This window comes from Pandoraea communis (assembly GCF_902459745.1).
GTDB lineage: Bacteria > Pseudomonadota > Gammaproteobacteria > Burkholderiales > Burkholderiaceae > Pandoraea > Pandoraea communis.
Genome location: NZ_CABPSJ010000001.1, coordinates 1,198,714 through 1,222,886 on the forward strand (window position 1 = coordinate 1,198,714; position 24,173 = coordinate 1,222,886).

Annotated in this window: 23 protein-coding genes; 20 read left to right on the forward strand and 3 right to left on the reverse strand. The window is 64.4% G+C overall.

Features of this window, described 5'->3' with window-relative positions; genetic code table 11:
• The first annotated feature begins 83 nt into the window (after nucleotides 1-83).
• The 13 genes from PCO31110_RS26140 (at nucleotide 84) to PCO31110_RS05480 (ending at nucleotide 16,368) form a co-directional block, all read left to right on the forward strand.
• Nucleotides 84-2,444 carry a methyl-accepting chemotaxis protein gene (locus PCO31110_RS26140; protein ID WP_217427260.1) on the forward strand — a complete coding sequence of 787 codons (2,361 nt, stop codon included), beginning with the start codon at nucleotides 84-86 and terminating at the stop codon, nucleotides 2,442-2,444.
• Nucleotides 2,445-2,506: 62 nt separating this feature from the next.
• On the forward strand, nucleotides 2,507-4,267 hold the full coding sequence (locus PCO31110_RS05425) for a methyl-accepting chemotaxis protein (protein WP_150689800.1): 1,761 nt from the start codon (nucleotides 2,507-2,509) through the stop codon (nucleotides 4,265-4,267).
• Between the two features lie 183 nt (nucleotides 4,268-4,450).
• Nucleotides 4,451-6,076, forward strand: a complete 1,626-nt coding sequence (locus PCO31110_RS05430; protein ID WP_010807744.1) for a methyl-accepting chemotaxis protein — start codon at nucleotides 4,451-4,453, stop codon at nucleotides 6,074-6,076.
• A 60-nt stretch (nucleotides 6,077-6,136) separates the two neighbouring features.
• Entirely contained in the window at nucleotides 6,137-7,087 is a 951-nt protein-coding gene (locus PCO31110_RS05435) for a CheR family methyltransferase (RefSeq protein ID WP_010807743.1), read from the forward strand.
• A 1-nt stretch (nucleotide 7,088) separates the two neighbouring features.
• Nucleotides 7,089-7,763, forward strand: coding sequence for a chemoreceptor glutamine deamidase CheD (cheD, locus tag PCO31110_RS05440; protein WP_010807742.1), 675 nt, complete (start codon nucleotides 7,089-7,091; stop codon nucleotides 7,761-7,763).
• Entirely contained in the window at nucleotides 7,760-8,839 is a 1,080-nt protein-coding gene (locus PCO31110_RS05445) for a protein-glutamate methylesterase/protein-glutamine glutaminase (protein ID WP_010807741.1), read from the forward strand. The genes cheD and PCO31110_RS05445 overlap by 4 nt, the downstream gene beginning before the upstream one ends.
• A gap of 134 nt (nucleotides 8,840-8,973) precedes the next feature.
• Complete coding sequence (gene cheY, locus PCO31110_RS05450; RefSeq protein ID WP_036664138.1) at nucleotides 8,974-9,372, forward strand: chemotaxis response regulator CheY; 399 nt, start codon at nucleotides 8,974-8,976, stop codon at nucleotides 9,370-9,372.
• An 83-nt stretch (nucleotides 9,373-9,455) separates the two neighbouring features.
• Nucleotides 9,456-10,049, forward strand: coding sequence for a protein phosphatase CheZ (gene cheZ, locus PCO31110_RS05455; RefSeq protein WP_051126522.1), 594 nt, complete (start codon nucleotides 9,456-9,458; stop codon nucleotides 10,047-10,049).
• Nucleotides 10,050-10,235: 186 nt separating this feature from the next.
• Entirely contained in the window at nucleotides 10,236-11,387 is a 1,152-nt protein-coding gene (gene flhB, locus PCO31110_RS05460; RefSeq protein WP_010807738.1) for a flagellar biosynthesis protein FlhB, read from the forward strand.
• A gap of 48 nt (nucleotides 11,388-11,435) precedes the next feature.
• On the forward strand, nucleotides 11,436-13,496 hold the full coding sequence (gene flhA / locus PCO31110_RS05465; RefSeq protein ID WP_370855816.1) for a flagellar biosynthesis protein FlhA: 2,061 nt from the start codon (nucleotides 11,436-11,438) through the stop codon (nucleotides 13,494-13,496).
• On the forward strand, nucleotides 13,493-14,755 hold the full coding sequence (gene flhF, locus PCO31110_RS05470; protein WP_150689801.1) for a flagellar biosynthesis GTPase FlhF: 1,263 nt from the start codon (nucleotides 13,493-13,495) through the stop codon (nucleotides 14,753-14,755). Before flhA ends, flhF begins: the two co-directional genes overlap by 4 nt.
• A complete protein-coding gene (locus tag PCO31110_RS05475) occupies nucleotides 14,748-15,602 on the forward strand; it encodes a MinD/ParA family ATP-binding protein (protein WP_010807735.1) in 855 nt (284 codons plus the stop codon). The genes flhF and PCO31110_RS05475 overlap by 8 nt, the downstream gene beginning before the upstream one ends.
• Before the next feature lie 37 nt (nucleotides 15,603-15,639).
• The gene (locus tag PCO31110_RS05480) at nucleotides 15,640-16,368 is read left to right on the forward strand and encodes an RNA polymerase sigma factor FliA (protein ID WP_010807734.1); all 729 of its coding nucleotides are present in this window, start codon (nucleotides 15,640-15,642) and stop codon (nucleotides 16,366-16,368) included.
• A 103-nt stretch (nucleotides 16,369-16,471) separates the two neighbouring features.
• On the opposite strand, the gene PCO31110_RS05485 is transcribed toward PCO31110_RS05480, so the two are convergent.
• The 3 genes from PCO31110_RS05485 to flgA form a co-directional block, all read right to left on the reverse strand.
• Complete coding sequence (locus PCO31110_RS05485; protein WP_010807733.1) at nucleotides 16,472-16,930, reverse strand: flagella synthesis protein FlgN; 459 nt, start codon at nucleotides 16,928-16,930, stop codon at nucleotides 16,472-16,474.
• Nucleotides 16,927-17,265, reverse strand: a complete 339-nt coding sequence (gene flgM / locus PCO31110_RS05490; RefSeq protein ID WP_010807732.1) for a flagellar biosynthesis anti-sigma factor FlgM — start codon at nucleotides 17,263-17,265, stop codon at nucleotides 16,927-16,929. The genes PCO31110_RS05485 and flgM overlap by 4 nt, the downstream gene beginning before the upstream one ends.
• Nucleotides 17,266-17,391: 126 nt before the next feature.
• Nucleotides 17,392-18,417 carry a flagellar basal body P-ring formation chaperone FlgA gene (gene flgA, locus PCO31110_RS05495; protein WP_010807731.1) on the reverse strand — a complete coding sequence of 342 codons (1,026 nt, stop codon included), beginning with the start codon at nucleotides 18,415-18,417 and terminating at the stop codon, nucleotides 17,392-17,394.
• Between the two features lie 412 nt (nucleotides 18,418-18,829).
• Between flgA and flgB the strand changes: the two genes are divergently transcribed.
• The 7 genes from flgB to PCO31110_RS05530 all read left to right on the forward strand — a co-directional run bounded on the left by flgB (nucleotide 18,830) and on the right by PCO31110_RS05530 (nucleotide 24,168).
• Nucleotides 18,830-19,270 carry a flagellar basal body rod protein FlgB gene (gene flgB / locus PCO31110_RS05500; RefSeq protein ID WP_036664149.1) on the forward strand — a complete coding sequence of 147 codons (441 nt, stop codon included), beginning with the start codon at nucleotides 18,830-18,832 and terminating at the stop codon, nucleotides 19,268-19,270.
• 5 nt (nucleotides 19,271-19,275) lie between these two features.
• Nucleotides 19,276-19,680 carry a flagellar basal body rod protein FlgC gene (flgC, locus tag PCO31110_RS05505; RefSeq protein ID WP_010807729.1) on the forward strand — a complete coding sequence of 135 codons (405 nt, stop codon included), beginning with the start codon at nucleotides 19,276-19,278 and terminating at the stop codon, nucleotides 19,678-19,680.
• A 23-nt stretch (nucleotides 19,681-19,703) separates the two neighbouring features.
• Nucleotides 19,704-20,435 carry a flagellar hook assembly protein FlgD gene (flgD, locus tag PCO31110_RS05510; protein WP_150689802.1) on the forward strand — a complete coding sequence of 244 codons (732 nt, stop codon included), beginning with the start codon at nucleotides 19,704-19,706 and terminating at the stop codon, nucleotides 20,433-20,435.
• A gap of 78 nt (nucleotides 20,436-20,513) precedes the next feature.
• On the forward strand, nucleotides 20,514-21,770 hold the full coding sequence (gene flgE / locus PCO31110_RS05515) for a flagellar hook protein FlgE (RefSeq protein ID WP_150689803.1): 1,257 nt from the start codon (nucleotides 20,514-20,516) through the stop codon (nucleotides 21,768-21,770).
• 40 nt (nucleotides 21,771-21,810) lie between these two features.
• On the forward strand, nucleotides 21,811-22,554 hold the full coding sequence (locus PCO31110_RS05520) for a flagellar basal body rod protein FlgF (RefSeq protein ID WP_010807726.1): 744 nt from the start codon (nucleotides 21,811-21,813) through the stop codon (nucleotides 22,552-22,554).
• Between the two features lie 66 nt (nucleotides 22,555-22,620).
• Entirely contained in the window at nucleotides 22,621-23,403 is a 783-nt protein-coding gene (gene flgG, locus PCO31110_RS05525) for a flagellar basal-body rod protein FlgG (RefSeq protein ID WP_010807725.1), read from the forward strand.
• 42 nt (nucleotides 23,404-23,445) lie between these two features.
• Entirely contained in the window at nucleotides 23,446-24,168 is a 723-nt protein-coding gene (locus PCO31110_RS05530; RefSeq protein WP_051126524.1) for a flagellar basal body L-ring protein FlgH, read from the forward strand.
• The last annotated feature ends 5 nt before the right edge of the window (nucleotides 24,169-24,173 follow it).

A 24,173-nucleotide genomic window follows, 5' to 3' on the forward strand; every position in this document is an offset into this window, starting at 1 on the left:
CGGACGTGAACGGCGGGCCGAGACACCCGCAACATCACCTCACAAACCATAACCCACTCACCCAGTCCACGGAGACCGAGTACGTGCGCAATAACCAGCCCGTCACCCAGAATGAGTTCGTCATCGGCGAGCATCAGTACCTGATCTCGCGAACGGATCTCAAGGGGCGGATCACGTACGCCAATCCCGCCTTCGTGGAGGTGAGCGGCTATTCGCGCGATGAACTCCTGGGTGCGCCGCACAACATCGTGCGCCATCCGGACATGCCGCCGGAGGCGTTCGGCGATTTGTGGGAGACAGTTCAGCGCGGCGACACGTGGATCGGGCTGGTCAAGAACCGCCGTAAGAACGGCGACTACTACTGGGTGCTGGCGACGGTGACGCCGACGCAGGAGAACGGCACGGTGGTGGGTTACACATCGGTGCGCGTACGTCCTGCGGCGGGGGCGACGGCGCAGGCTGAAACCGTCTATGCGCGCTTTCGCAATGGGCAAGCGGGCAATCTGCGCATTCGCGGCGGCAAGGTCGAGCGCGGCGGGATTGCGGCACTGGTGCGCAAGGTCCGTCTCGATACGCTGCGTGCGCGTCTGACCGGCATGATCGTGCTCGGCGCGATTCTGCTCGTCGTGGTCGGCGCTTTGGGCATGTGGGGCGTCTCGAGCAGCAATCAGAAGCTGTTGCGCGTGTACCAGAACGGTATGGTGCCGGTGAGCACGCTGGGTGTGATCGGCCAGAAGCTCGATCGCGATGTGCTGCTCGTGGCGGAAGCCGTAGGCAGCCCGAACCTCGACGCGATGAAGCGCGCGGGCGATGAAATCGCGGGCAGTCTCGACGAGATCAACCGTCAGTGGGCGGAGTACATGAAGGCGGTCGATCCGGCGACGCAGGCGCAGGCGGAGCGTTTCAACGTGATTCGCCAGCGCTTCACGACCGATGGCCTTCAACAAACGGTCGCGATGCTCAAGGCCGGCTCGGCCGAGGGTGCCCAACAGACATATATCGAGAAGGTGAAGCCGGCCTATGGCCCGATGCGCGACGAGCTGAACGTGCTCACGCGTCTCGAGCTCACGCAGGCGACCGATCTGTACGAGCAAGCGCAGAAGGAGCACACCCTCGTGCGCGGTGCCACGGCGGTGGCGGTGCTCGGCGGCATTGTCATCCTGTTCGTTCTCGGCAGCATTCTGCGCCGGGCGATCAACCATCCGCTGCGCGTCGCGCTCTCGATGTCCAAGCAGATCGCGGCGGGCGACCTGACCGGCACGGCCGAAGGCTCGGGCCACGACGAAATCGGGCAGTTGCTCTTCAGCCTCACGGTCATGAAGAACAGTCTGCTGTCCATCGTTTCGGATGTCCGTGAAGGCATCGACTCGATCAATGTGGCTTCGCGCGAAATCGCCGCAGGCAACACCGATCTGTCGGCCCGCACGGAGCAACAGGCCGCCTCGCTGGAGCAGACGGCCTCGTCGATGGAGCAGCTCACGGCCACGGTCAAGCAGAACGCCGACAACGCCCGGCAAGCGAGCGCGATGGCGGTGAACGCCTCGGAGATTGCCGAGCGCGGCGGTCAGGTGGTGGGCAACGTCGTCGACACCATGGACGGCATCTCGACGAGTTCGCACAAGATCGTCGACATCATCAGCGTGATCGAAGGCATTGCGTTCCAGACCAACATTCTCGCGCTCAACGCCGCCGTGGAAGCGGCCCGCGCGGGCGAGCAGGGACGTGGCTTCGCCGTGGTGGCAGGTGAAGTGCGCACGCTGGCGCAACGCAGTGCGGCAGCGGCGAAGGAAATCAAGGTGCTGATCGAAGACTCGGTCGGGCGCGTGGAAAACGGTTCGGCGCTCGTGGCGAAGGCCGGTCAGACGATGGACGAGATCGTGCAGGCGGTCAAACGCGTGACCGACATCATGGGCGAGATCTCGGCGGCCTCGGCCGAGCAGTCGAGCGGCATCGAACAGGTCAACCGTGCCGTGACGCAGATGGACGAAGTCACGCAACAGAACGCGGCGCTCGTGGAAGAAGCGGCGGCTGCCGCCGGATCGCTCGAAGATCAGGCGCATCGCTTGCGCGACGCGGTTGCCGTCTTCCGTGTCGGCGACAGCGTCAAGCTCGCCGGGGCGTCCAGCGCCACCATGCAACGCACGGCGTCTATCGCGCGGCAGGCGAGTGCGGCGGCACCGGCCGTCTCAGCCACAAAGGCTGCCTCGGCGGCAACGGCCGTGGCATCGGCAGCCAGCGCCGCACCGGCACGCGCGAGTGCCGGCGGGGGGGCGACGCGTGCGGTGACGCGCCGTGCGCAGCCGCCCGCGCCGGCGGCCACCACCGCACAAAAAGACGCTCAGGTGCTGCCAATCGCAGCACGGAGGGACAAGGCACCAGCAGGCGGATCGGCGGGAGCTGCGGCGGCGAAGTCGAGTGATCCGGGAGATTGGGAAGAGTTTTGACGTTTCGATGATTCAGATGGGTATGCCGGCCGCTGGCCGGTCTTCACGGGGTAGAGGTCGTTATGTTTAAGAATGTCACCATCCGGGCTCGGCTGACGCTGGCGCTAGGACTCTTCATGGTGCTGCTGGTTGTCGGCGCTGCTGTGGGGCTCGTCTCGCTGCGACAAAGCAATGCATCGCTGCAGGAGATTTACTCGAACGACATGGCGTCGGCACGCGCGCTCGCGCGGACGACGGTTGGGACACTGAGCGCACGTGTGACCCTCTCGCGCATCGAATTCATTGCCGATCCGACCGAGATCAAGACGGCGATCGAAGACGTTCGCAGGAGCCTCAAGAATGCTGACGACGCCTGGGCTGCCTATGCCGCGCTGCCGATGAGCGATGGCGAGAAGAGCATCGCCGACGCTGTGATCGTCGCACGCGGCAAAGTGGTCAACGATGGCATCCTGCCCGCCCTCAAGGCCATCGAATCCGGCGATATTCCCGATTTCCACGCCAAGACGGTGATCGACGTGCCGCGCCTGTTTGCCGACTACACGAAGGCGATGACGACATTGGCCGATTTGCAGGTCAAGAACGCAGAAGATCGTTACCTCGACGCACAGAGCCGCTACACGATGGTGATGTGGATGGTCGGCCTGGGCCTCGCTGTGGGCCTGCTCGTCGGCATCGTGACGCAGGTCACGCTCACGCGCGCTATCGTCGGCCCGATCGACGACGCCATCAAGCACTTCGAGAAGATTGCCAACGGTGACCTCACGCAACGCGTCGACGTGTCGAGCGACACGGAAACCGGGCGTCTGTTCAAGGGCGTGAGACACATGCAGGACAGCCTCGTGCGCACCGTCGCGGAAGTTCGCTCGGGCACCGAGTCGATCACCTCTGCGGCACAGCAGATTGCGGCCGGCAACACCGATCTGTCGGCCCGCACGGAACAGCAGGCCGCGTCGCTGGAAGAAACGGCCTCGTCGATGGAGCAGCTCACGGCCACGGTCAAGCAGAACGCGGACAACGCGCGTCAGGCCAGCCAGCTTGCAGTGAACGCCTCGGAAATCGCCACGCGTGGCGGTGAGGTCTCCGGGCAGGTCGGTGAAACGATGGATGGCATCTCGGCCAGCTCGAACAAGATCGTCGACATCATCAGCGTGATCGACGGCATCGCCTTCCAGACCAACATTCTCGCGTTGAACGCCGCCGTGGAAGCCGCGCGTGCCGGTGAGCAAGGCCGCGGCTTTGCCGTGGTGGCGGGCGAAGTGCGCACGCTGGCGCAACGCAGTGCGGCGGCAGCGAAGGAAATCAAGGGGTTGATCGAAGATTCGGCACGCCGCGTGCAAGACGGCACGGCGCTCGTGGCGCAGCAGGGCCAAACCATGGGCGAGATCGTGCAGGCGGTCAAACGCGTGACCGACATCATGGGCGAGATCTCGGCAGCGTCGGCCGAACAGTCGAGCGGCATCGAGCAGGTCAACCGCGCGATCACGCAGATGGACGAAGTGACGCAGCAAAACGCGGCGCTCGTGGAAGAAGCGGCCGCTGCCGCCGGCTCGCTGGAAGAGCAGGCCAATCGTCTGAAGTCGGTTGTCTCGGTGTTCCGCCTGGACGCCGGTCAGGCCGCAGCAAATCACGCGGCGCCGACGCTGGCGGCCAAGCCGGGCGCCGTGCGTCCGGCAGTGAAGAAGGTGGCGGCGCCCGCCGCTGCGGCACCGGCACCGGCGGCGAAGGTCGCAGCCGCACCGCAGCGCAAACCGGCACCGGCTGCAGCCGCGCCAGCGGCCCGCACCGGTACGGACGACGCGAGCGGTGACTGGGAAACCTTCTGAGCACGCGTCGAACGGGCGTAAAAGGCAACCAGGTAACAACTTATAGGAACGGTGCACGCGTCTGTCCCGGAGCAAGATGGGCCGGAATCGACGAGACGCGTGTCGGCAAGTGGCAATAATCGGTAAGACGAAACGCCGTCGCGCGCATTACACCGCGACGTGCGGCGGGTGGAGGGTCACATCATGATGCAGTTGAGTCTCAAGGCAAAACTCTGGTCAGCGCTTGCGCTGATGTGGCTGGGGCTGTTGATTCTCGGCGGCTGGGCTGCCTGGCATGAGCGCGGCACGGTGATATCGGAGCGACGCTCCGCGCTGGAGAACATTGTCTCCACTGCCGACGGGATCGTGCGCGACTACGCGGCGCAGGCTGCGGCGGGCAAAATCGGCGTCGACGAGGCGAAACAGCAGGCCATGGCACGCCTCAAGATGATGCGCTATGGCGACAACGGTTATCTGGTCGTCTTCAACACGACGCCGACCGTGCTCATGCATCCGACACTCGCCGATTTGGTCAACAAGGACGTCTCCAATTACAAGGATTCGAGCGGCAAACTGCTCTTCATCGAGATGGCGCAAGTCGCCAAGAGCAAGGGCTCTGGCTTCGTCGATTACTACGGCCGCATGCCCGGTAGCGACAAATTTCTCGCGAAGCTCTCGTACGTGAAGTACTTCGCGCCCTGGGACTGGGCCGTGATGAGCGGTGTGTACGTCCAGGACATCGATGAAGCGTTTTATGCCACGCTGTGGCGCCTGGGCATTGCGATGCTTGTCATCGGCGCCATCGTCACTGCGGCAATGATGGCGATCATTCGCAATGTGCAACGCAGTCTCGGTGGCGAACCCGATTACGCGGCCGAAATTGCGCACCGCATCGCCGGCGGCAATCTTTACGATCCTGTCGACGTCGCGCCGGGCGACACCGGCAGTCTGATCTACGCCATGCAGCGCATGCAGCAGACGCTTGCCCAGACCATCGGGCAGATTCGCCAGGGCACCGAGTCGATCACGACAGCCGCGCATCAGATCGCGGCAGGCAATACCGATCTGTCGGCGCGTACCGAGCAACAGGCCGCCTCGCTCGAAGAGACGGCCTCGTCGATGGAGCAGCTCACGGCCACGGTCAAGCAGAACGCGGACAACGCGCGCCAGGCCAGTCAGCTTGCCGTGAACGCCTCGGACATCGCCACACGTGGCGGCGAAGTCTCCGGGCAGGTCGGCGAAACGATGGACGGCATCTCGGCCAGCTCGAACAAGATTGTCGACATCATCGGGGTGATCGATGGCATTGCCTTCCAGACCAACATCCTCGCGTTGAACGCTGCCGTGGAAGCGGCTCGTGCGGGCGAGCAGGGGCGCGGCTTTGCCGTGGTGGCGGGCGAAGTGCGCACGCTGGCGCAGCGCAGTGCGGCGGCGGCGAAGGAAATCAAGACGCTGATCGAAGACTCGGCGCGCCGCGTGCACGACGGTACGGCGCTCGTGACGCAACAACGTCAGACCATGGGCGAGATCGTGCAGGCGGTCAAACGCGTGACCGACATCATGGGCGAGATCTCGGCGGCGTCGGCCGAACAGTCGAGCGGCATCGAGCAGGTCAACCGCGCGATCACGCAGATGGACGAAGTGACGCAGCAAAACGCGGCGCTCGTGGAAGAAGCGGCGGCCGCCGCCGGCGCACTGGAGTCGCAGGCGGACGAATTGCGCGATGCCGTGTCGGTGTTCCAGACGAACGGCGAGGGCGGCGCGAGCGTGCATGCCATGAGCGCAACGCGCCGGGAACCGACGCCGCAGCCGTTGGCTCGCGCCGCATGAATGTGAGCACAACAGTGAACATGACGTCCGACGATTGACGTTGCAGCAAAGTGAGAAACCATGACTGATTCGCGCAATACCTCGCAGCTGTCGCGCCGCAGTGCCGCTGGCAACACCGGCGCGCACGACGCTGGCAGCTCGCGCAGCGCGGATTTCGCGCGCGCAAGCGGTGCCGCCCTCTCGGGCGAGCGCGACTTTGCCTTCTCGCTGGCCGATTTCGGCCGCATCCGCAACCTGATCTATCAGCGTGCCGGGATTGCACTGGCCGAACATAAGCGCGAGATGGTGTACAGCCGCATCGCGCGGCGTTTGCGTGCGCTCGGCATGACGAGCTTCACCGAATACCTCGACATGCTCGAGGCCGATACCGGCGACGGCGAGTGGGAGTCGTTCACCAACGCGTTGACGACCAACCTGACGTCGTTCTTCCGTGAATCGCATCACTTCCCGTTGCTCGCCGACTTTGTGCGCCAGCGCCCCAAGCCGATTTCGGTCTGGTGCTGCGCGGCGTCGACCGGCGAAGAGCCGTACTCGATTGCGATGACGCTTGTCGACACGCTGGGCTCGCGCCCGAATGCGAGCGTGCTGGCCACGGATGTGGATACACAGGTGCTGACGCGCGCGTCGGCTGCCGTCTATAGCGGCGAGCAGACCGGCAAACTCTCGCAAGAGCAATTGCGCCGCCACTTTCTGCGCGGCACGGGCGCGAACGCGGGCAAGATCAGGGTGCGTCCGGAGTTGCAGCAACTCGTGACGTTCGAGCCGCTGAACCTGCTGGCGCCGTCGTGGCAGATCGGCGGTCCGTTCGACGTCATCTTCTGCCGCAACGTGATGATCTATTTCGACAAGGAAACACAGGCGCGGATTCTCGAGCGCTTCGTGCCCTTGCTAAAGCCGGACGGGTTGCTCTTTGCCGGGCACTCCGAGAACTTTACCTATGTGAGCCGGTCGTTCCGACTGCGTGGGCAGACGGTCTACGAACTGGCCGGCACGAGTGCACGGGGAGCCTGACATGGCGCAACCACTGGCCGAAGCGCTCGCGACCAATCATTACTTCGACAATGCGTTCAACATGCAGGCGGTGAAATTGCTGCCGTCGGAGTATTACGTCACGACCGAAGACATCATGCTCGTGACGGTGCTTGGCTCGTGTGTGGCTGCATGCGTGCGCGACAGCGTCACGGGCATCGGCGGCATGAACCATTTCATGCTTCCGGACGATGGCGAAAGCGAGCGCGACCGTATACTCTCGGCGTCCATGCGTTACGGCGCATACGCTATGGAAATGCTCATCAACGAGCTGATCAAGCTCGGCGCAAAGCGCGAGCGGCTCGAAGCGAAAGTCTTCGGCGGCGGCGCGGTGCTGGCGGGCATGACCACACTGAACATCGGCGATCGCAATGCGAACTTCGTGTTGCGTTATCTCGAGATGGAGCAGATTCGCGTCACGGCGCAGGATCTGCTCGGACCGCATCCGCGTAAGGTGTGCTTTTTACCGCGCACCGGGCGGGTGATGGTCAAGAAGCTGGGCGACCGGGGAGATCCGGCCATCGTCCAGCGGGAACAGGCGTACGCGCAGCGTTTGCGCACACGCGAAGTACGGGGCTCCGTAGAACTCTTTGCGCCACCGGCCAGAAATGCCAAGCCTCGGCCGGGGCCTGACAACCGACAAATGGAGGAGGCTTGAGCGAACCAATCAAAGTCCTGTGCGTGGACGATTCCGCACTCGTACGCAGTCTGATGACTGAGATCATCAATGCGCAACCGGACATGACCGTTGTGGCGACCGCACCCGATCCGCTCGTGGCGCGCGACCTGATTAAGCAGCACAACCCGGACGTGCTCACGCTCGACGTCGAAATGCCGCGCATGGACGGGCTGGACTTCCTCGAGAAGCTCATGCGCCTGCGTCCGATGCCGGTGCTCATGGTGTCGTCGCTGACCGAGCGCGGCTCGGAAGTCACGCTGCGTGCGCTCGAACTCGGCGCGGTAGACTTCGTGACCAAGCCGCGCCTGGGTATTCGCGACGGCATGCTCGAATACGGCGAGATGATCGCCGACAAGATTCGTGCGGCCGCCCGTGCCCGGGTGCGCAGCGCCCCGCCCAAGAGCGCGGTACCCACACCGATCGAAGCGGCGCCGATGTTGCGCAACCCGTTGGTGTCGACGGAGAAGCTGATTATCATCGGCGCGTCGACGGGCGGCACCGAAGCGATTCGCGAGGTGCTGGTGCCGATGCCGCCGGATGCCCCGGCGATTCTGATCACCCAGCATATGCCGGCCGGTTTCACCAAATCGTTCGCGCAGCGCCTGAACGGTCTATGCCGCATCACGGTGAAGGAAGCCGAGCATGGCGAGCGTGTGCTGCCGGGTCACGCGTACATCGCGCCGGGCGGCGACACTCACTTGCAGCTCTCGCGCAGCGGTGCGAACTATGTGGCCTTGCTCGACCCGGCGCCGCCGGTGAATCGACATCGGCCGTCGGTCGATGTATTGTTTCGCTCCGCGGCCGTGCATGCCGGACGCAACGCCATCGGGGTCATTCTCACGGGCATGGGCCGCGACGGCGCGGCCGGTCTCGTGGAAATGCGCCAGGCCGGCGCATATACCTTCGCGCAAGACGAAGCGAGCTGTATCGTGTTCGGCATGCCGCGCGAGGCCATTGCCATGGGCGGCGCAGAAGAAGTGGTGCCGTTGCACGAAATGGCTCGCAAAGTGCTGCATCAGGTCGCGAAATTTGGCGAACGCACCCAACGAGTATAGTAGTGCGCTTTTTGGCGTTTTTTCGCCGTATGGTTCGCATGGATTTGCGGGCACACTCAGGGCACTGAGTGGCGGCGGAATTTGCCCATGAATATCGCCGGCCCCCGAGGGGCGCCGGCCGAATTGGAGTAATGATGATAGACAAGAACATGAAATTCCTGGTCGTCGACGATTTTCCGACGATGCGCCGGATTGTGCGAAACCTGCTCAAGGAGCTGGGTTTCTCCAATGTCGACGAAGCGGAAGACGGTGCGGCGGCGCTGGCCAAACTGCGTGGCGGCAACTTCGAATTCGTGGTCTCGGACTGGAACATGCCGAACATGGACGGCCTGACGATGCTCCAGCAGATCCGTGCCGATCCGAACCTCTCGAAGCTGCCGGTGCTGATGGTGACGGCCGAAGCGAAGAAGGAAAACATCATCGCTGCCGCCCAGGCGGGGGCGAGCGGGTATGTGGTCAAGCCGTTCACGGCGGCGACCCTGGATGAAAAGCTGGGCAAGATCTTCGAGAAAATGGACAAGACGGGGGCCTGAGCGTGACCCACGAGGCGAGCACTGAATGGCCGGGTGAGCCCAATGGCGCTCACGTGACCGGCGAGGCGGCCCCCGCCGAGCGCATGCTCATGCGCATCGGACAGTTGACGCGCATGTTGCGCGACAACCTGCGTGAACTGGGGCTGGACAAGCAACTCGAGCAGGCTGCCGAGGCAATTCCCGACGCGCGCGACCGCCTGAACTACGTCGCCACCATGACCGAGCAGGCGGCGGTGAGGGCGCTCACGGCCATCGAACTGGCCAAGCCTCTTCAGGATCGCCTTGAAGCGGACGCCAACGCGCTCGACGAGCGTTGGGCCAAGTGGTTCGACGAGCCGCTCGAACTCGACGACGCACGCAAGCTTGTCCTCGAGACACGCACCTATCTGCGCCGCGTGCCAGAAGACACCCGCGCGACCAACAACCATCTGATGGAAATCATGATGGCGCAGGATTTCCAGGATCTGACCGGTCAGGTCATCAAGAAGATCATGGAGGTCGTGCAGGAGATCGAGAAGCATCTGCTTCAGACGCTGCTCGAGAACATGCCTCCGGAGAAGCGCAAGGAGGCCGAAGACTCGCTGCTCAACGGGCCGCAGATCAAGAAGGAAGGTCGCACCGACATCGTGGCCGATCAGGGCCAGGTCGACGACCTGCTCGCCAGCCTCGGCTTCTGAGTGAGTGCCTCGCCAGCCGGTTGACCGGCCTGGCGGGCGTAGTTTTTCGGCCCCGGCGCCGGCCTCGTTCGGCCGCTGTCACGAAATACCGCCCAATCCCGCCTCTATTCCCCCCTTTGTGACTTGACGGTTACGGCCATAATCAGTCGCGATAGGGTGGGTTCGTCCGCCCGCAGTGGATAGGGCATGGCAGAGGAAAGCGATCTCGAAAAGTCGGAACCTGCGTCCCCCCGGCGTCTTGAAAAGGCGCGCGAGGAGGGACAGGTTGCGCGTTCGCGCGAGCTTTCCACGTTCGCCTTGCTGGCGGCCGGGGTGGCCGGCCTGTGGATGACGGCCGACCGGATCTCGCAGGGTTTCGCACAGCTCATGCGCCACGGCATGGCGTTCGAGCCAGGCACCGCGCTCGACACCCACCGCATGCTTTCCCACGCCGCCCACTCGGGCGCCGACGCCCTCGTCGCCATCGCCCCGCTGCTCGGCTTGCTGGTGCTCGCGGCGATCGCCGCCCCGATGGCGCTGGGCGGCTGGCTCTTCACGACCAAGTCGCTGGCCCCCAACTTTGGCCGGCTGAACCCGCTCAAGGGGCTTGGCCGCATGTTCTCCACGCAAGGTCTGGTCGAACTGGTCAAGGCGGTGGCGAAGACACTGCTGGTCGGGGCGGTGGCCTACTGGGCGATTGCGCGCGATAAAGACGCCGTGATGGGGCTGATGACCCAGTCGCCGCGGGCGGCGCTGCCCTACGTGGGCGAGTTGATCGTGGTGTGCTGCGCGTTCATCGTGGCGTCGCTGCTGCTGGTGGCGGCCATCGACATCCCCTTCCAGCTCTGGCAGCACTACAAGAAACTGCGCATGACCAAAGAGGAAGTGCGTCAGGAAAACAAGGAATCGGAAGGCGATCCGCACCTCAAGGCGCACATCCGCCAGTTGCAGCGTCAGACCGCGCGCCGCCGCATGATGCAGGACGTGCCCAAGGCCGACGTGATCGTGACCAACCCGACGCACTTTGCTGTCGCCCTCGAATACAAGGACAACATGCGCGCGCCGCGCGTGCTGGCCAAGGGCGCCGATCTGGTGGCGCAGCGCATCCGTGAGTTGGGTGCGGAGCACAACATCCCGATTCTCGAAGCCCCGCCGCTCGCGCGCGCGCTGCATGCGCACGTGGAGATCGGTCACGAAATCCCGGCCACGCTGTACACGGCCGTGGCCGAAGTGCTCGCGTGGGTCTTCCAGCTTCGCCGCTGGCGTACCGAAGGGGGCATGGAGCCAAGCGTTCCGTCCGACCTGCCGGTGCCGGCCGAACTCGACGCGCCGCGGCGCGCCGGGCCGAAACGAGTGTAACGAATGAACCTCAACCCTCGCGCGAACCAGTGGCTGCGCTCGTCGCAAATGCTCCTCGGCGGCAGTCTGAAGTCGCTCGCCGCGCCGGTGCTGATCATCATGATTCTGGGCATGATGATCCTTCCGTTGCCGCCGTTCATCCTGGATTTGCTGTTTACCTTCAACATCGCCCTGGCGGTGATGGTGCTGCTCGTGAGCATGTACACGCAAAAGCCGCTCGACTTTGCGGCGTTTCCGAGCGTGCTGCTGTTCTCCACGCTGCTGCGGCTGTCGCTGAACGTGGCGTCTACCCGCGTGGTGCTGCTCGAAGGCCACACCGGCCCGGACGCCGCAGGCAAGGTGATCGAAGCGTTCGGGCACTTCCTGGTGGGTGGCAATTACGCCGTCGGTATCGTGGTGTTCATCATCCTCGTGGTCATCAACTTCATGGTGATTACGAAGGGTGCGGGGCGGATCGCCGAAGTTGGCGCGCGCTTCACGCTTGATGCGATGCCCGGTAAGCAGATGGCCATCGACGCCGATCTGAACGCCGGCCTGATCGGCGAAGAGGAAGCGCGCAAGCGCCGCTCGGTGATCGCGCAGGAGGCCGACTTCTACGGCTCGATGGACGGTGCATCGAAGTTCGTGCGCGGCGACGCGGTCGCCGGTCTGCTCATCATGGTCATCAACATCGTCGGCGGCCTGATCGTCGGCGTGGTTCAGCACGGACTGGACATCGGCCTCGCCGCCAAGAACTACACGCTGCTGACCATCGGCGACGGCCTCGTCGCGCAGATCCCCGCGCTGGTGATCTCGACGGCCGCCGGTGTGGTCGTCTCACGTGTGGCGACCGACGAAGACGTCGGCCAGCAGGTCGTCTCGCAACTGTTCAGCAATCCGCGTGTGCTCGGCATCACGGCGGCGATTCTCGGCCTGATGGGGCTGATTCCCGGCATGCCGCACTTCGCCTTCCTGTTGCTGGCGATCGGGCTCGGCGCCCTCGCGCGCTGGCAGTTTCGCAAGGCCGAGGCGGCCAAGCAACAGGCGGCGCGCCCCACACCGGTGGCGGCCACCGCACCAGCCGAAGTGGCCGAAGCCTCGTGGGACGACGTGGCGCTCGTCGATCCGCTGGGACTGGAAGTCGGCTACCGGCTCATTCCGCTCGTCGACCGCAATCAGGACGGCGAGTTGCTCAAGCGTATCAAGGGCATCCGCAAGAAATTCGCGCAGGAAATCGGTTTCCTCGCGCCGGTCGTTCACATTCGCGACAATCTGGAGCTGCGCCCGAACCAGTACCGCATCACGCTCAAGGGCGTGACCATCGGCGAAGGCGAAGCGTATCCGGGCCAATTGCTCGCCATCGATCCGGGGCAGGTCACTGCGCCGCTGCAAGGCACGCCGACGCGCGACCCGGCCTTCGGCCTGCCGGCCACCTGGATCGACGTCGGTCAGCGCGATCAGGCGCAGGCCTATGGGTACACGGTGGTCGATGCCGGCACCGTGGTGGCGACGCACCTGAACCACCTGATCAACGCCCACTCGCACGAGTTGCTGGGGCGCCAGGAAGTGCAGCAGCTCATCGAGCGTATCGGGAAGGACGCGCCCAAGCTCATCGAAGATCTGGTGCCGAAGACCGTCACGCTCACCACGTTGCAGAAGGTGTTGCAGAACCTGCTCGAAGAGCAGGTGCCGATTCGCGATATGCGCACGATCATCGACACCATTGCCGAGCATGGCGCACGCGTGCAGGACCCTTACGACCTTACGGCGCTGGTGCGCCTGTCGCTCGGTCGTGCGATCACGCAAAGCGTGTTCCCGGGCAGCGGCGATCTCGAAGTGGTGGGGCTCGACGCCAATCTCGAACGAATTCTCACGCAGGCGTTGTCCGCGGGCGGAGGCACCGGTCTCGAACCGGGCCTCGCGGACACGCTGCTGCGCGAAACCCAGGCAGCCGTGGCGCGTCAGGAACGTCAGGGCTTGCCGTCGGTATTGCTGGTTCAACATCCGCTGCGCTCACTGCTTTCGCGCTTCTTGCGCCGCAGCCTGCCGCAGCTCAAGGTTCTGTCGTATGCGGAAGTGCCTGACACACGGAACGTGAAAATGACGGCACTCATCGGAGGTCAAGCGTGAAGATTCGGAAATTCTTTGCGGGCACGTGCCGCGACGCACTGCGCCAGATTCGCGAGGAAATCGGACCCGATGCGGTCGTGTTGTCCAACCGCTCGGTTGCCAACGGCGTGGAAATCGTTGCGCTGGCGGAAGAAGATCTCGACGCGCTCGCAGGCGGCGACATGCCGACGTACCGGCCGCGTCCCCGGCCGGCGGCACCCGCGCCGATCGCTGCGTCACCTGCCGCGAGTGCACACGACGCCGCTGCGGCGAGCGCATTCGCCGAGACGATGATGGGTGAACTCCAGAGCATGCGAGGCTTGCTCGAGGAGCAGGTGGCGGGGCTGGTCTGGAACGACAAGCAACGCCGCTCGCCGGCGCAGGGCGAGATTCTGCGCACGCTGCTGGCTGCCGGGTTCTCGGCACAACTGGGCCGCGCGCTGCTCGAACATCTGCCGGAGGGGAGCGATCGCGAGAACGGAATCGACTGGGTGAAGCAAGCGCTCAAGCGCAACTTGCCCATCATGCCGAACGAAGACGAGTTGATGGACCGGGGCGGTGTGTATGCACTGATGGGCCCGACCGGCGTGGGCAAGACCACGACGACGGCCAAGCTCGCGGCGCGCTGCGTGATGCGTCATGGCGCAGAGAAGCTCGCGTTGCTCACGACCGACAGCTATCGTATCGGCGGACATGAGCAGTTGCGCATCTACGGCAAGATTCTCGGCGTGACGGTGCATGCGGTGAAGGACGCCACGGATTTGCGTCTGGCGCTGACCGAGTTGCGCAACAAGCACATGGTGCTGATCGACACGGTGGGCATGAGCCAGCGCGACCGCACCGTACCCGAACAGGTCGCGATGCTATGCGGCGCGCAGACCCCGGTGCAGCGTCTGCTGTTGCTCAACGCGACAAGTCATGGCGACACGCTCAACGAAGTGGTGCACGCCTATCGCAGCGCCAGTGCGGAAGGCGGCAGCGATCTCGCCGGGTGTATTCTCACGAAACTCGACGAGACGACCAATCTCGGTTCGGTGCTCGATACGGTGATTCGTCACCGTCTGCCGGTGCATTACGTTTCCACGGGGCAGCGCGTGCCGGAAAATCTGCACGTTGCCGACCGGGAGTTCCTGATCGACACGGCGCTTTCGGCGCCGGTGACGGGCTCGCCGTTTGTGCCGGCCGAGGAAGACCTGCCGGCTGTGGTGCGCGGGGTCGATCCCAACTACAGCGGGCTCTTCGCGTCCGCTCAACCTTCAGGCGAGGCCTGCTTTGGTTAAACTCGTTATCGATCAAGCTGAGGGACTGCGCCGTCTGGTGGCGCGCCATACCACGCGTATCGTCGCGGTGGTGGGGAGTGCGCCTGAAGCGGGTCAGACGAGTGTTGCTCTGAATCTGGCCAGCGCGCTGGCCCATCACGGTCAGGATGTCGTGCTGGCCGACGAGAGCGGGCATGCGGCGCCGGCCCTTGGCCTGACGCTGCGCGGCGACATCCACGACGTGCTGGCCGGGCGCGTGTCGTCTGACGCGATTCGTGTCCATACGCGCGACAACGTGGTTCTGGTGCCGGTGGCGCACCGTCATCCCGAACGTATCGACCCGTCGGGTGCGTTGCCGCTGCTCACGATGGGCGAGCCCGACATCGTGGTCATCGACTGCACGCGTGCCGGGGCGGTGCTCAGCCCGCTGGCTGCACAGGCGCATGAGGTGATGGTGGTGCTCGGATGCGAGCCGGCATCGATCACGGGGGCGTATTCCTGGATCAAGCAGGCGCATTTCGACTATGCGCTGGCGCAATTCCGGGTGCTGGTGAATCGGGCAGAAGATATAGAGGCACGTGTGGTGTGCCGCAATCTGGCAACGACGGCGAGCCGCTATCTGGCGGTGTCGCTGGAACTGGCGGGCCATGTGCCGGTGGATCGGCAGGTCATGCGGGCGCGGCATCTCATGCGCACGGTGGTCGATGCGTTCCCCATGGCACCGGCGGCGGTGGCGTATCGTCAGTTGGCGGCACAGGTGATGCATTGGCCGTTGGCCATGCGCGAGACGAGCCCGGCGGCGCTCGGTGCCGATCGTGGCAGCGAGCTGGCGCATGGTGTGGGGGCGCTTAGCGCCCACACGGTCTGAGCGTCACGGCACGCGTCGAGAGAAAGCGGAGGGGAACATGTATACCGCGCGCGGGAAGGTCGACACGAACGACACACTGACCCAATATGCGCCATTGGTGCGCCGTCTGGCGCTGCAATTGATGGCGAAGCTGCCGGCGAGCGTGGAACTGGAAGATCTGATACAGGCCGGCATGCTGGGGCTGCTCGATGCGTCGAACCGGTATCAGGAGACGCAGGGCGCGCAGTTCGAAACGTACGCGAGCCAGCGCATTCGCGGGGCAATGCTAGACGAGCTGCGCGAGCTGGACTGGGCGTCGCGCGGCATTCGCAAGACGGCGCGTCAGATCGAGCAGGCGGTGCAGCGGCTGGAGCAGCGGCTGGGCCGGGGGCCGTCGGAGAGCGAAATTGCGAGCGAGATGTCCATCGGGCTGTCCGAGTACCAGCAAATGCTGCAGGACGTGCACGGCTGCCAGTTGATCTATTACGAAGACTTCGAAGCGGCGGACGAAGAGCCGTTCATCGACCGGATCTGTTCGGATCCGGGCGCCGACCCGCTCACGATGCTGCTCGATGAGGGATTGCGCGGCGGCGTCGTCGACGCCATCGATCGCTTGCCGGAGCGCGAGAAGTTGCTAATGAGCTTGTACTACGAGCAAGGGCTGAACCTTCGCGAAATCGGCGCGGTGCTCGAAGTAAGCGAGTCTCGCGTCTGCCAGTTGCACAGCCAGGCGATCTCGCGCTTGCGCGCGACGCTGCGTGAGAAGGCGTGGACGTCGGCGAATTAATCCGAGCTCCCAGGGGGGGCTGAAGCAGACTGCGGTGACGCGACGCGAGAAGCGCGCCGGAGGGGCTAGCGAACGGCCAAGCTTAACTTGAACAGGCAGGCGGTCAGGCCGTAACACTTCCACCGCTCGAGCGCGGTGTAGTGCGGCCGTCCGGTCCGTACAGCGGCGCGTTCTTCTCCGGGCCGTACAGCACGTTCAGGGCTTGCTGCGTGTAGGTCAGACGCGTGTGGATGAGCATGCCGTTCGTCTCGTTGGCACGCTTGGCGTCCAACGCGGCGTCGAGCAGCGCCTTCCAGGCGATATCGATCCGGGCGTCGTCGGCGGAAGCCGCCGCAGCACCCGCCTCGTCAGGCGAATAACCCAGGACTTGCAGCTGAGCGTCGCGCTCGCGACCGAGTGTCGCGAGTTCCGCCACCGCGCGCGCCTTGCGCTCGGTCAGCTCCGGCAGCGCGTCGAGCGTGCCGCTGACCAATGCCTGCTGCTCTTCGCCAAGTAACGCCGAAAACGCACCAATGGCGGTCGTTTCGGCAGACAGGGCGTTCAGCAGGGCATCAGGGGTCATGACTTCGATTGCGTCGAGAGCAGATCGCGTGCGGTCGCAATGAGACCGTCCGCAATCTTGGAGGGATCAATAGTGAGCTGGCCCTTGGCAATCGCGTCTTTGATCGCGAGCACCTTGGTCACGTCGACATCGGCCGAGCCTGTCTGTGCCAGCGCAGACTGCAAGGCGCGCATTTCCGACGACAGGGCGCTCGTGCTCACGCTCGCATCGCTGCCAGCATTTGCAGCAGACGCGGGCGAGCCGTCGGCGCTCACAGCGCCAGTGCTCGCCCGGTCAGCCGTCGCCTTGCTCGCGCCGACGCCAGTCAGCGGTTTGGCGGGTGGTTCGATTTTCATGTGCTTTCCCCAGAAACTTGCCTGTGTAACGGCATTATCCGCCACAACTTTAGGCAAGTAACATCCTGTTACCAGTTCAAGTGCCCGGGTGCTTTCAACGAATACTCAATCGTAGTGAGTGCTTACTCAAAGCGCAACTTCAACCTCGACGTTGCCGCCTTTGCCTGTCTTGACCGTGCCGCTGACGACCTGACCGGCGCGGGTACGCACCTGAACGGGGTCGCCGGCGCTGGCACGCGACAGCACCTGACCTTCGGTACTGACTTCAAATCCCGAGCCGCGCGAGACCACGCGGACGGTTTGTCCCTGCTGGACGGCAATCGCACTGCGCAGCAGATCGGCGCGGATCGGCAGGCCCGACGTAATACGGTTCACGGCCACGGTGCCGACAATCTGACCGGCATCGGTCGCTACCGTGCGCGGCAGCAGCGTGAGATCGCCCTGGCGCGGCGACAGATCGTTCGGCCCGATGGTCTCGCCCGGATTGATCTGGCGCGCCGCGACGAAGTACGTCGCGTTGATGCTCACGCGGGCTTGCAGATACAACGTCCATGGCCGCTCGCCCGAGCAGCGCACACCCACTGTCGTCGAGCCCCACAGACGCGCGCCGGGTGGCAGGAACGGTTCGAGCACAGGGCAGGCGGGCATGCGATCGGAAACGGCGTCGCCGACCGTGATGGCCACGCGCCCCGGCAGCCCTGTCGTCTGCTCGCGCAGAAACCGTTCGGCCGTCTGACGAATGGCTTCGGTGTTCTGGAACTGGGAATTCTGGAGGGGCTGGGGGGCGGCTGTCTGGGGCGCTTGCGCGCTCGCGCTGGCAACACCCGCATTCGCCCCAACAGCGTTGGCGTTCGCCGTCGTGACGGGGTGAACCATGTTCGGCACGTTCGATGCGACGCCGCCTGCGGCGGTGTTGTTACCGGGGATGACGATGGCGCCCGGGCCCAGCGTGTTGCCGAGGTGCTGCGCTGCGGTATCGGTGGCGATGCCGGCGGCAGGGGGGGCGGCGTGTGCAAAGCCCGGCGTGGTCAGGCTCGTCAGACCGAGTACGGCGGCCAGCAGCCCGGAACACACGGACGCGCGCAGACCCTGCCGCAACGCATGACGCGTGTGGGGGGCGCTGGCAAGACCGCTGCCGTATTTGCCTGCCATCGTGACTCTCCTTGCAGCCGTCACCCGATGTCGCCATGGGTGCTCGACGCTCAACCTGCCTCGGCACACGTCAGTCCGTGAAGCCGACGGCACCAGGCAGCGTTCCTGTGCCTGGGGGGCGAACCCCGCCCGGTGCCGTCAGGAAGCCATTCTAGAGATGTCCCCGCGCGGGGCATGGCTCGAAATGGCGGTCAATCTCCTTCCTATTCCTCCGATTGAATCCAGGGGGGCACGCATACGATGCACAGCATGCCAAAAGGTCCGTACTTTTTCCGGACCCCGGCAGGACATCCCGACTGCGCAACGCGCGGGGCCCGCCAGAGACCTCTGAGCGGACCCGATGCCACGGGCGCATCACGGGCAGGTTTCTTGTGCAGCACCCAGCATCAGAGCAAGCATTGGGCGAGACGAGATCATGGACAAACTGGATGCGGCATTGCGATTTTCCCAGCAGGCGCTGGCCATGCGCGCCTACCGTCAAGAGGTGATCTCGTCGAACATCGCTAACGCGGACACGCCGGGATACAAGGCGCGCGATGTCGATTTCAACAGTGCGTTGAGCCAGGCGGTCGAGCGCGGCGCGCAGCAGCAGCTCGCCACCGAGTCGAGCGTGTCGCTTTCGCGCACGTCCTCGCGGCATATCGCCGGCCGTGGCGTGAGCGCCGCGCCGCCGATGGGCGGCCCCGAGCTGCTCTATCGCGTGCCGTATCAACAAAGCGTCGACGGCAATACCGTCGAACTCGATGCCGAGCGCGTGAACTTCGCCGATAACGCCGTGCATTACCAAACGGGCCTCACGGTCATGTCCAGCCAGATCAAGACGATGCTGGCAGCCATCACGAGTCAAGGGTAAGTGCCATGCCACTCATGAGCATCTTCGATGTTGCCGGCTCGGCCATGACGGCCCAGTCGCAGCGCATGAACGTCACGGCCAGCAATCTGGCCAACGCCGAGTCGGTGACCGGCCCGGACGGTCAGCCGTACCGCGCCAAGCAGGTGGTGTTTCAGGTCAACCCGGTGACGGGCACCGACGTGGGCGGCGTGAAGGTGGCCGGCGTGGTCAACGACCCGTCGCCGCTCAAGACGGTGTACGACCCGAAGAATCCGGCAGCCAACGCCCAGGGCTACGTGACCATGCCCAACGTGAATCCGGTAGAGGAGATGGTCAACATGATCTCCGCCTCCCGTTCCTATCAGGCCAACGTCGAGGCACTCAATACCGCCAAGACGTTGATGCTCAAAACCCTCACGGTCGGCCAGTAAGGGGCCGCGCGGAGACCAGAACAATGGCAAGTATCAACACGTCGAACGCTGCCAATTTCTCGCAGTCGTTCCTGGATTCGGTCAACGGCACGGCGAGCAACAGCGCCAGCTCGAAGTCCTCGGCCGGCAGCGCAGACGATCTGCAGAACAGCTTCCTGAAGTTGCTCGTCGCACAGATGAACAATCAGGACCCGCTCAACCCGATGGAAAACTCGCAGGTGACCTCGCAGCTCGCGCAGATCAGCACGGTCACAGGCATCACCCAGTTGAACACCACGCTGTCGTCGGTGACGTCGCAGCTCAACTCGACGCAGAGCCTGCAAGCCGCCGCGCTGGTCGGTAAGGGCGTGCTGGTTCCTGGCAACAACATCGGCGTGGGCAGCACGACGGCAACGGACGGTACCGTCACGAAGACGGCCACCCCATTCGGCTTCGAACTGGCGGGCGACGCCGACACCGTCACGATTCAGATCAAGGACAGCACCGGCAAGGTGGTGCGCACGGTCAACGCCGGTGCGCTCGACGCCGGTGTGCAGGCGCTCACGTGGGACGCCAAGGACGACGCCGGCGCCACCGTGGCCGACGGCAAATACTCGCTGACGGTGACCGCCTCGGCCAACGGCAAGGCCGTGACGCCGACGCTGCTCTCCTACGCACAGGTTCAGAGCGTGGTGGCCAGCACGACGGGCGCGCCGCTGCTCAATGTCGGCACGGGCTCGAACATCAAGCTCTCCGACGTGCGCGAAATTCTGTAACCGCTCCATCCGACGTAAGCCCTAAACCGTTTTCATCGCGACAAACATCGTCGATCACCGAATTTCAGGAGTATCACCATGGCATTTTCGACCGGACTGAGCGGCCTGAACGCCGCCTCCAAGGACCTGGACGTCATCGGCAACAACGTTGCCAATGCGGCCACCGTCGGCTTCAAGCAGGGACAGGCGCAGTTCGCCGACATCTACGCGAACTCGCTGTTCGGCGCGGGCAACAACACCGTCGGTATCGGTACGCGTGTGTCGACCGTCGCGCAGCAATTCACACAGGGCGACATCACGGTCACGAACCGTCAGCTCGACCTCGCGATCTCGGGCAACGGCTTTTTCCGCATGTCGAACAACGGCACCATCGCCTACTCCCGTAACGGCCAGTTCTCGCTCGACAAGAACGGCTACATCGTCGACGCCAATGGGGACCACCTGACCGGTTACCTTGCCGGCCCGAACGGCATCGTCAACAGCGTCTCGCCGGTCGATCTCCAGATCCCGACGGGCGATCTGGCACCGACCGCCACCACGAAGATCACGGGCCAGTTCAACCTCGACTCGCGCAGTCCGCTCAACGCCACGGCGTTCTCGATCACCGATCCGACCTCGTACACGAACGCCACGTCGCTCAAGGTCTACGACTCGCTGGGCAATTCGCACGACGTCAACGTGTACTTCAAGAAGACGAGCGTCGATCCGGTGACCAACAACGCCACGTGGACCGTGTACGGTTCGGTCGACGGCACGACGCAAATCGGCGCTGGCCCGATCGGCACGATGACGTTCAACACGGCGGGCAGCCTCGTCGCGCAGACGGATTCGACCGGCGCGGCCGTGACCGGCCCGATCACGCTGCCGGCCATCACCTACGGCAACGGCGCGTCGCCCGCGACCCTGACGCTCAACCTGACGGGCACGACGCAGTACGGCAATACCTACACGCCGAACACGCTCACGCAGGACGGCTACACGTCGGGCCGGCTGACGGGCTTCACGTTCAATGCAGACGGCACGATCGTCGGCACGTATTCGAACACCAAGTCGGTAACGCTCGGTCAGGTTGCACTCGCCAACTTCAACAACGTGCAGGGCCTGATTCCGCTGGGCAACAACCTGTGGGCAGAGTCGGCCGATTCGGGCATTCCGATCGTCGGCGTGCCGGGCGGCACGAACCTCGGCAAGCTGCAGGCCGGCGCAGTGGAAGCGTCGAACGTCGATCTGACGGCGGAACTGGTCCACATGATCACCGCGCAGCGTAACTATCAGGCCAACGCGCAGACGATCAAGACGGAAGACCAGTTGATGCAGACGATGGTGAATCTGTAAGGCGGACGGCGCACATGCGTAACTTGGAGGAGGGGCGTCGATGGATCGTCTGATCTATATCGCCATGACGGGCGCGAAGCAGGCGATGGAGCAGCAATCGACCACCGCCAACAATCTGGCGAACGTTTCGACGCCGGGCTTTCGCGCCCAGCTCGCGGCGTTTCGCCAGACCCCCGTGCGCGCCGCAGACGGCACGACGGGCACCCGCACGTTCGTGACCACGTCCACGCCGGGCACCGACTTCACGCCGGGCGCCATGCAGCAGACCGGCCGTGCGCTCGATGTTGCCATTCAGGGGCAGGGCTGGCTCGCCGTGCGCGATGCGCAGGGCCGCGAAGCCTATACCCGCGGTGGCAACCTCGAGATGACCGCCGACGGTCAGCTCACGTTGCACGGGCTGCCGGTGATGACCGACGCCGGGCCGGCCGCCGTGCCGCCGGGCGCGGCCGTGAGCATCGGCACCGACGGCACGCTCTCGGCACTTGGGCAGGGTGATCCGCCCAACTCCATCGCCGTCATGGGGCAGTTGAAGCTGGTGAATCCGCCGGAAGGCAATCTGGTGCGCGGCGACGACGGACTGTTCCGCACGGCGAACAACGCACCGGCGCAGGTCGATCCGAATGTTGTGGTGGTCTCGGGTTCGATCGAGAACAGCAACGTCAATCCGGTCAGTGGTCTGGTGAACATGATTTCCCAATCGCGGGCTTTCGAGATACAGATGAAGATGCTCTCGACGGCCGATACCAACGAACAAACCGCCAACCAGTTGCTGAACTTCAGCTAACGCGCGGGGGTGCGCCGGGGTCGTGAAAGACCCCGCACCGCCAACGTACACGGGGAGAATGACCCAATGATCCGTTCGCTCTACATCGCTGCCACCGGCATGAACGCCCAGCAGACGAACATGGACGTGATTTCCAACAACCTCGCCAACACCAGCACGAACGGCTTCAAGAAGGGCCGCGCGGTGTTCGAGGACTTGCTGTATCAGACGATCCGCCAGCCTGGCGCGCAGTCGTCGCAGCAGACGTTGCTGCCCTCGGGCCTGCAACTGGGCACCGGTGTGCGCCCGGCCGCGACCGAGCGCATCTTCACGCAGGGCAACCTGACCTCGACGAGCAATGCCAAGGACGTGGCCATCAACGGCGACGGCTTCTTCCAGGTGCTCATGCCGGACGGCACGACCGCCTATACGCGCGACGGCTCGTTCCAGGTCGATAACAACGGTCAGCTCGTGACGGCCTCGGGTTTCCCGATTCAGCCGGCCATCACGATTCCGGCCAACGCGCTGTCGCTGACCATTGCGCGCGACGGCACGGTCTCGGTTACGCAGCCGGGCAGCACGGCCAACGTGCAGATCGGTACGTTCCAGCTCGCCACGTTCATCAACAACGCCGGTCTGCAAAGCATGGGCGAGAACCTGTACGCCGAGACGGCCGCCTCGGGCGCACCCAACGTGGCGCAGCCGGGCACCAACGGCGCGGGCGTGCTCAACCAGAACTACGTCGAAACGTCGAACGTGAACGTGGTGGAAGAACTGGTGAACATGATTTCCGCGCAGCGCGCCTATGAAATCAACTCGAAGGCGGTCACGGCATCCGACCAGATGCTGCAACGTCTGACCCAGATGTAAGCAGCGGTTCGCCGCTGAAAGTTCTCAGGAATGAACGTCGATATGTCCGCTCGAACGACCGCCCCGACGGCAACGCAACGCAGCGCTGGCCACGCGCGGTATCTGGCGCTTGTGGCCGCCGCCGCGCTGAGCGGTCTGGCCGGCTGCGCTTATGTGCCGCAGGAGCCGGTGGTGAACGGGCCGACGACCACGCGCCCGCCGCCCCCGCCGATGGCGGCTGACCCGGAAGGCTCGATCTACCGTCCGCTGTACTCGAATCGCCCGCTGTTCGAAGACCGCCGTCCGCGTAACGTTGGCGACATCCTCACGATCGTCATCAACGAAAACACGGCGGCAAGCAAGAACTCGGCCGCCAACGCCAACCGCGCAGGCAGCGAAACGCTCTCGCTCAACCAGATGCCGGGTGTGGTCGGTGGCGTGTTCAACAACCAGTCGCTGAACGCAAGCGGCGGCAACAAGTTCGACGCCAAGGGCGCGGCCAACGCCAACAACGTGTTCTCGGGGCAGATCACCGTGACCGTGATGGAAGTGCTGTCCAACGGCAATCTGGCCGTGGCGGGCGAGAAGCAGATCGCCATCAATCAGGGCACGGAGTACATCAAGTTTTCGGGCATCGTCAGCCCGCAGACGATTTCGGGCGCGAACACCGTGCCTTCGACGCAGGTGGCCGATGCGCGCATCGAATACCGTGGCAAGGGCTACATCAATGAAGCCGAAACCATGGGCTGGCTGCAGCGCTTCTTCCTTAACGTTTCGCCCTTCTGATGTCG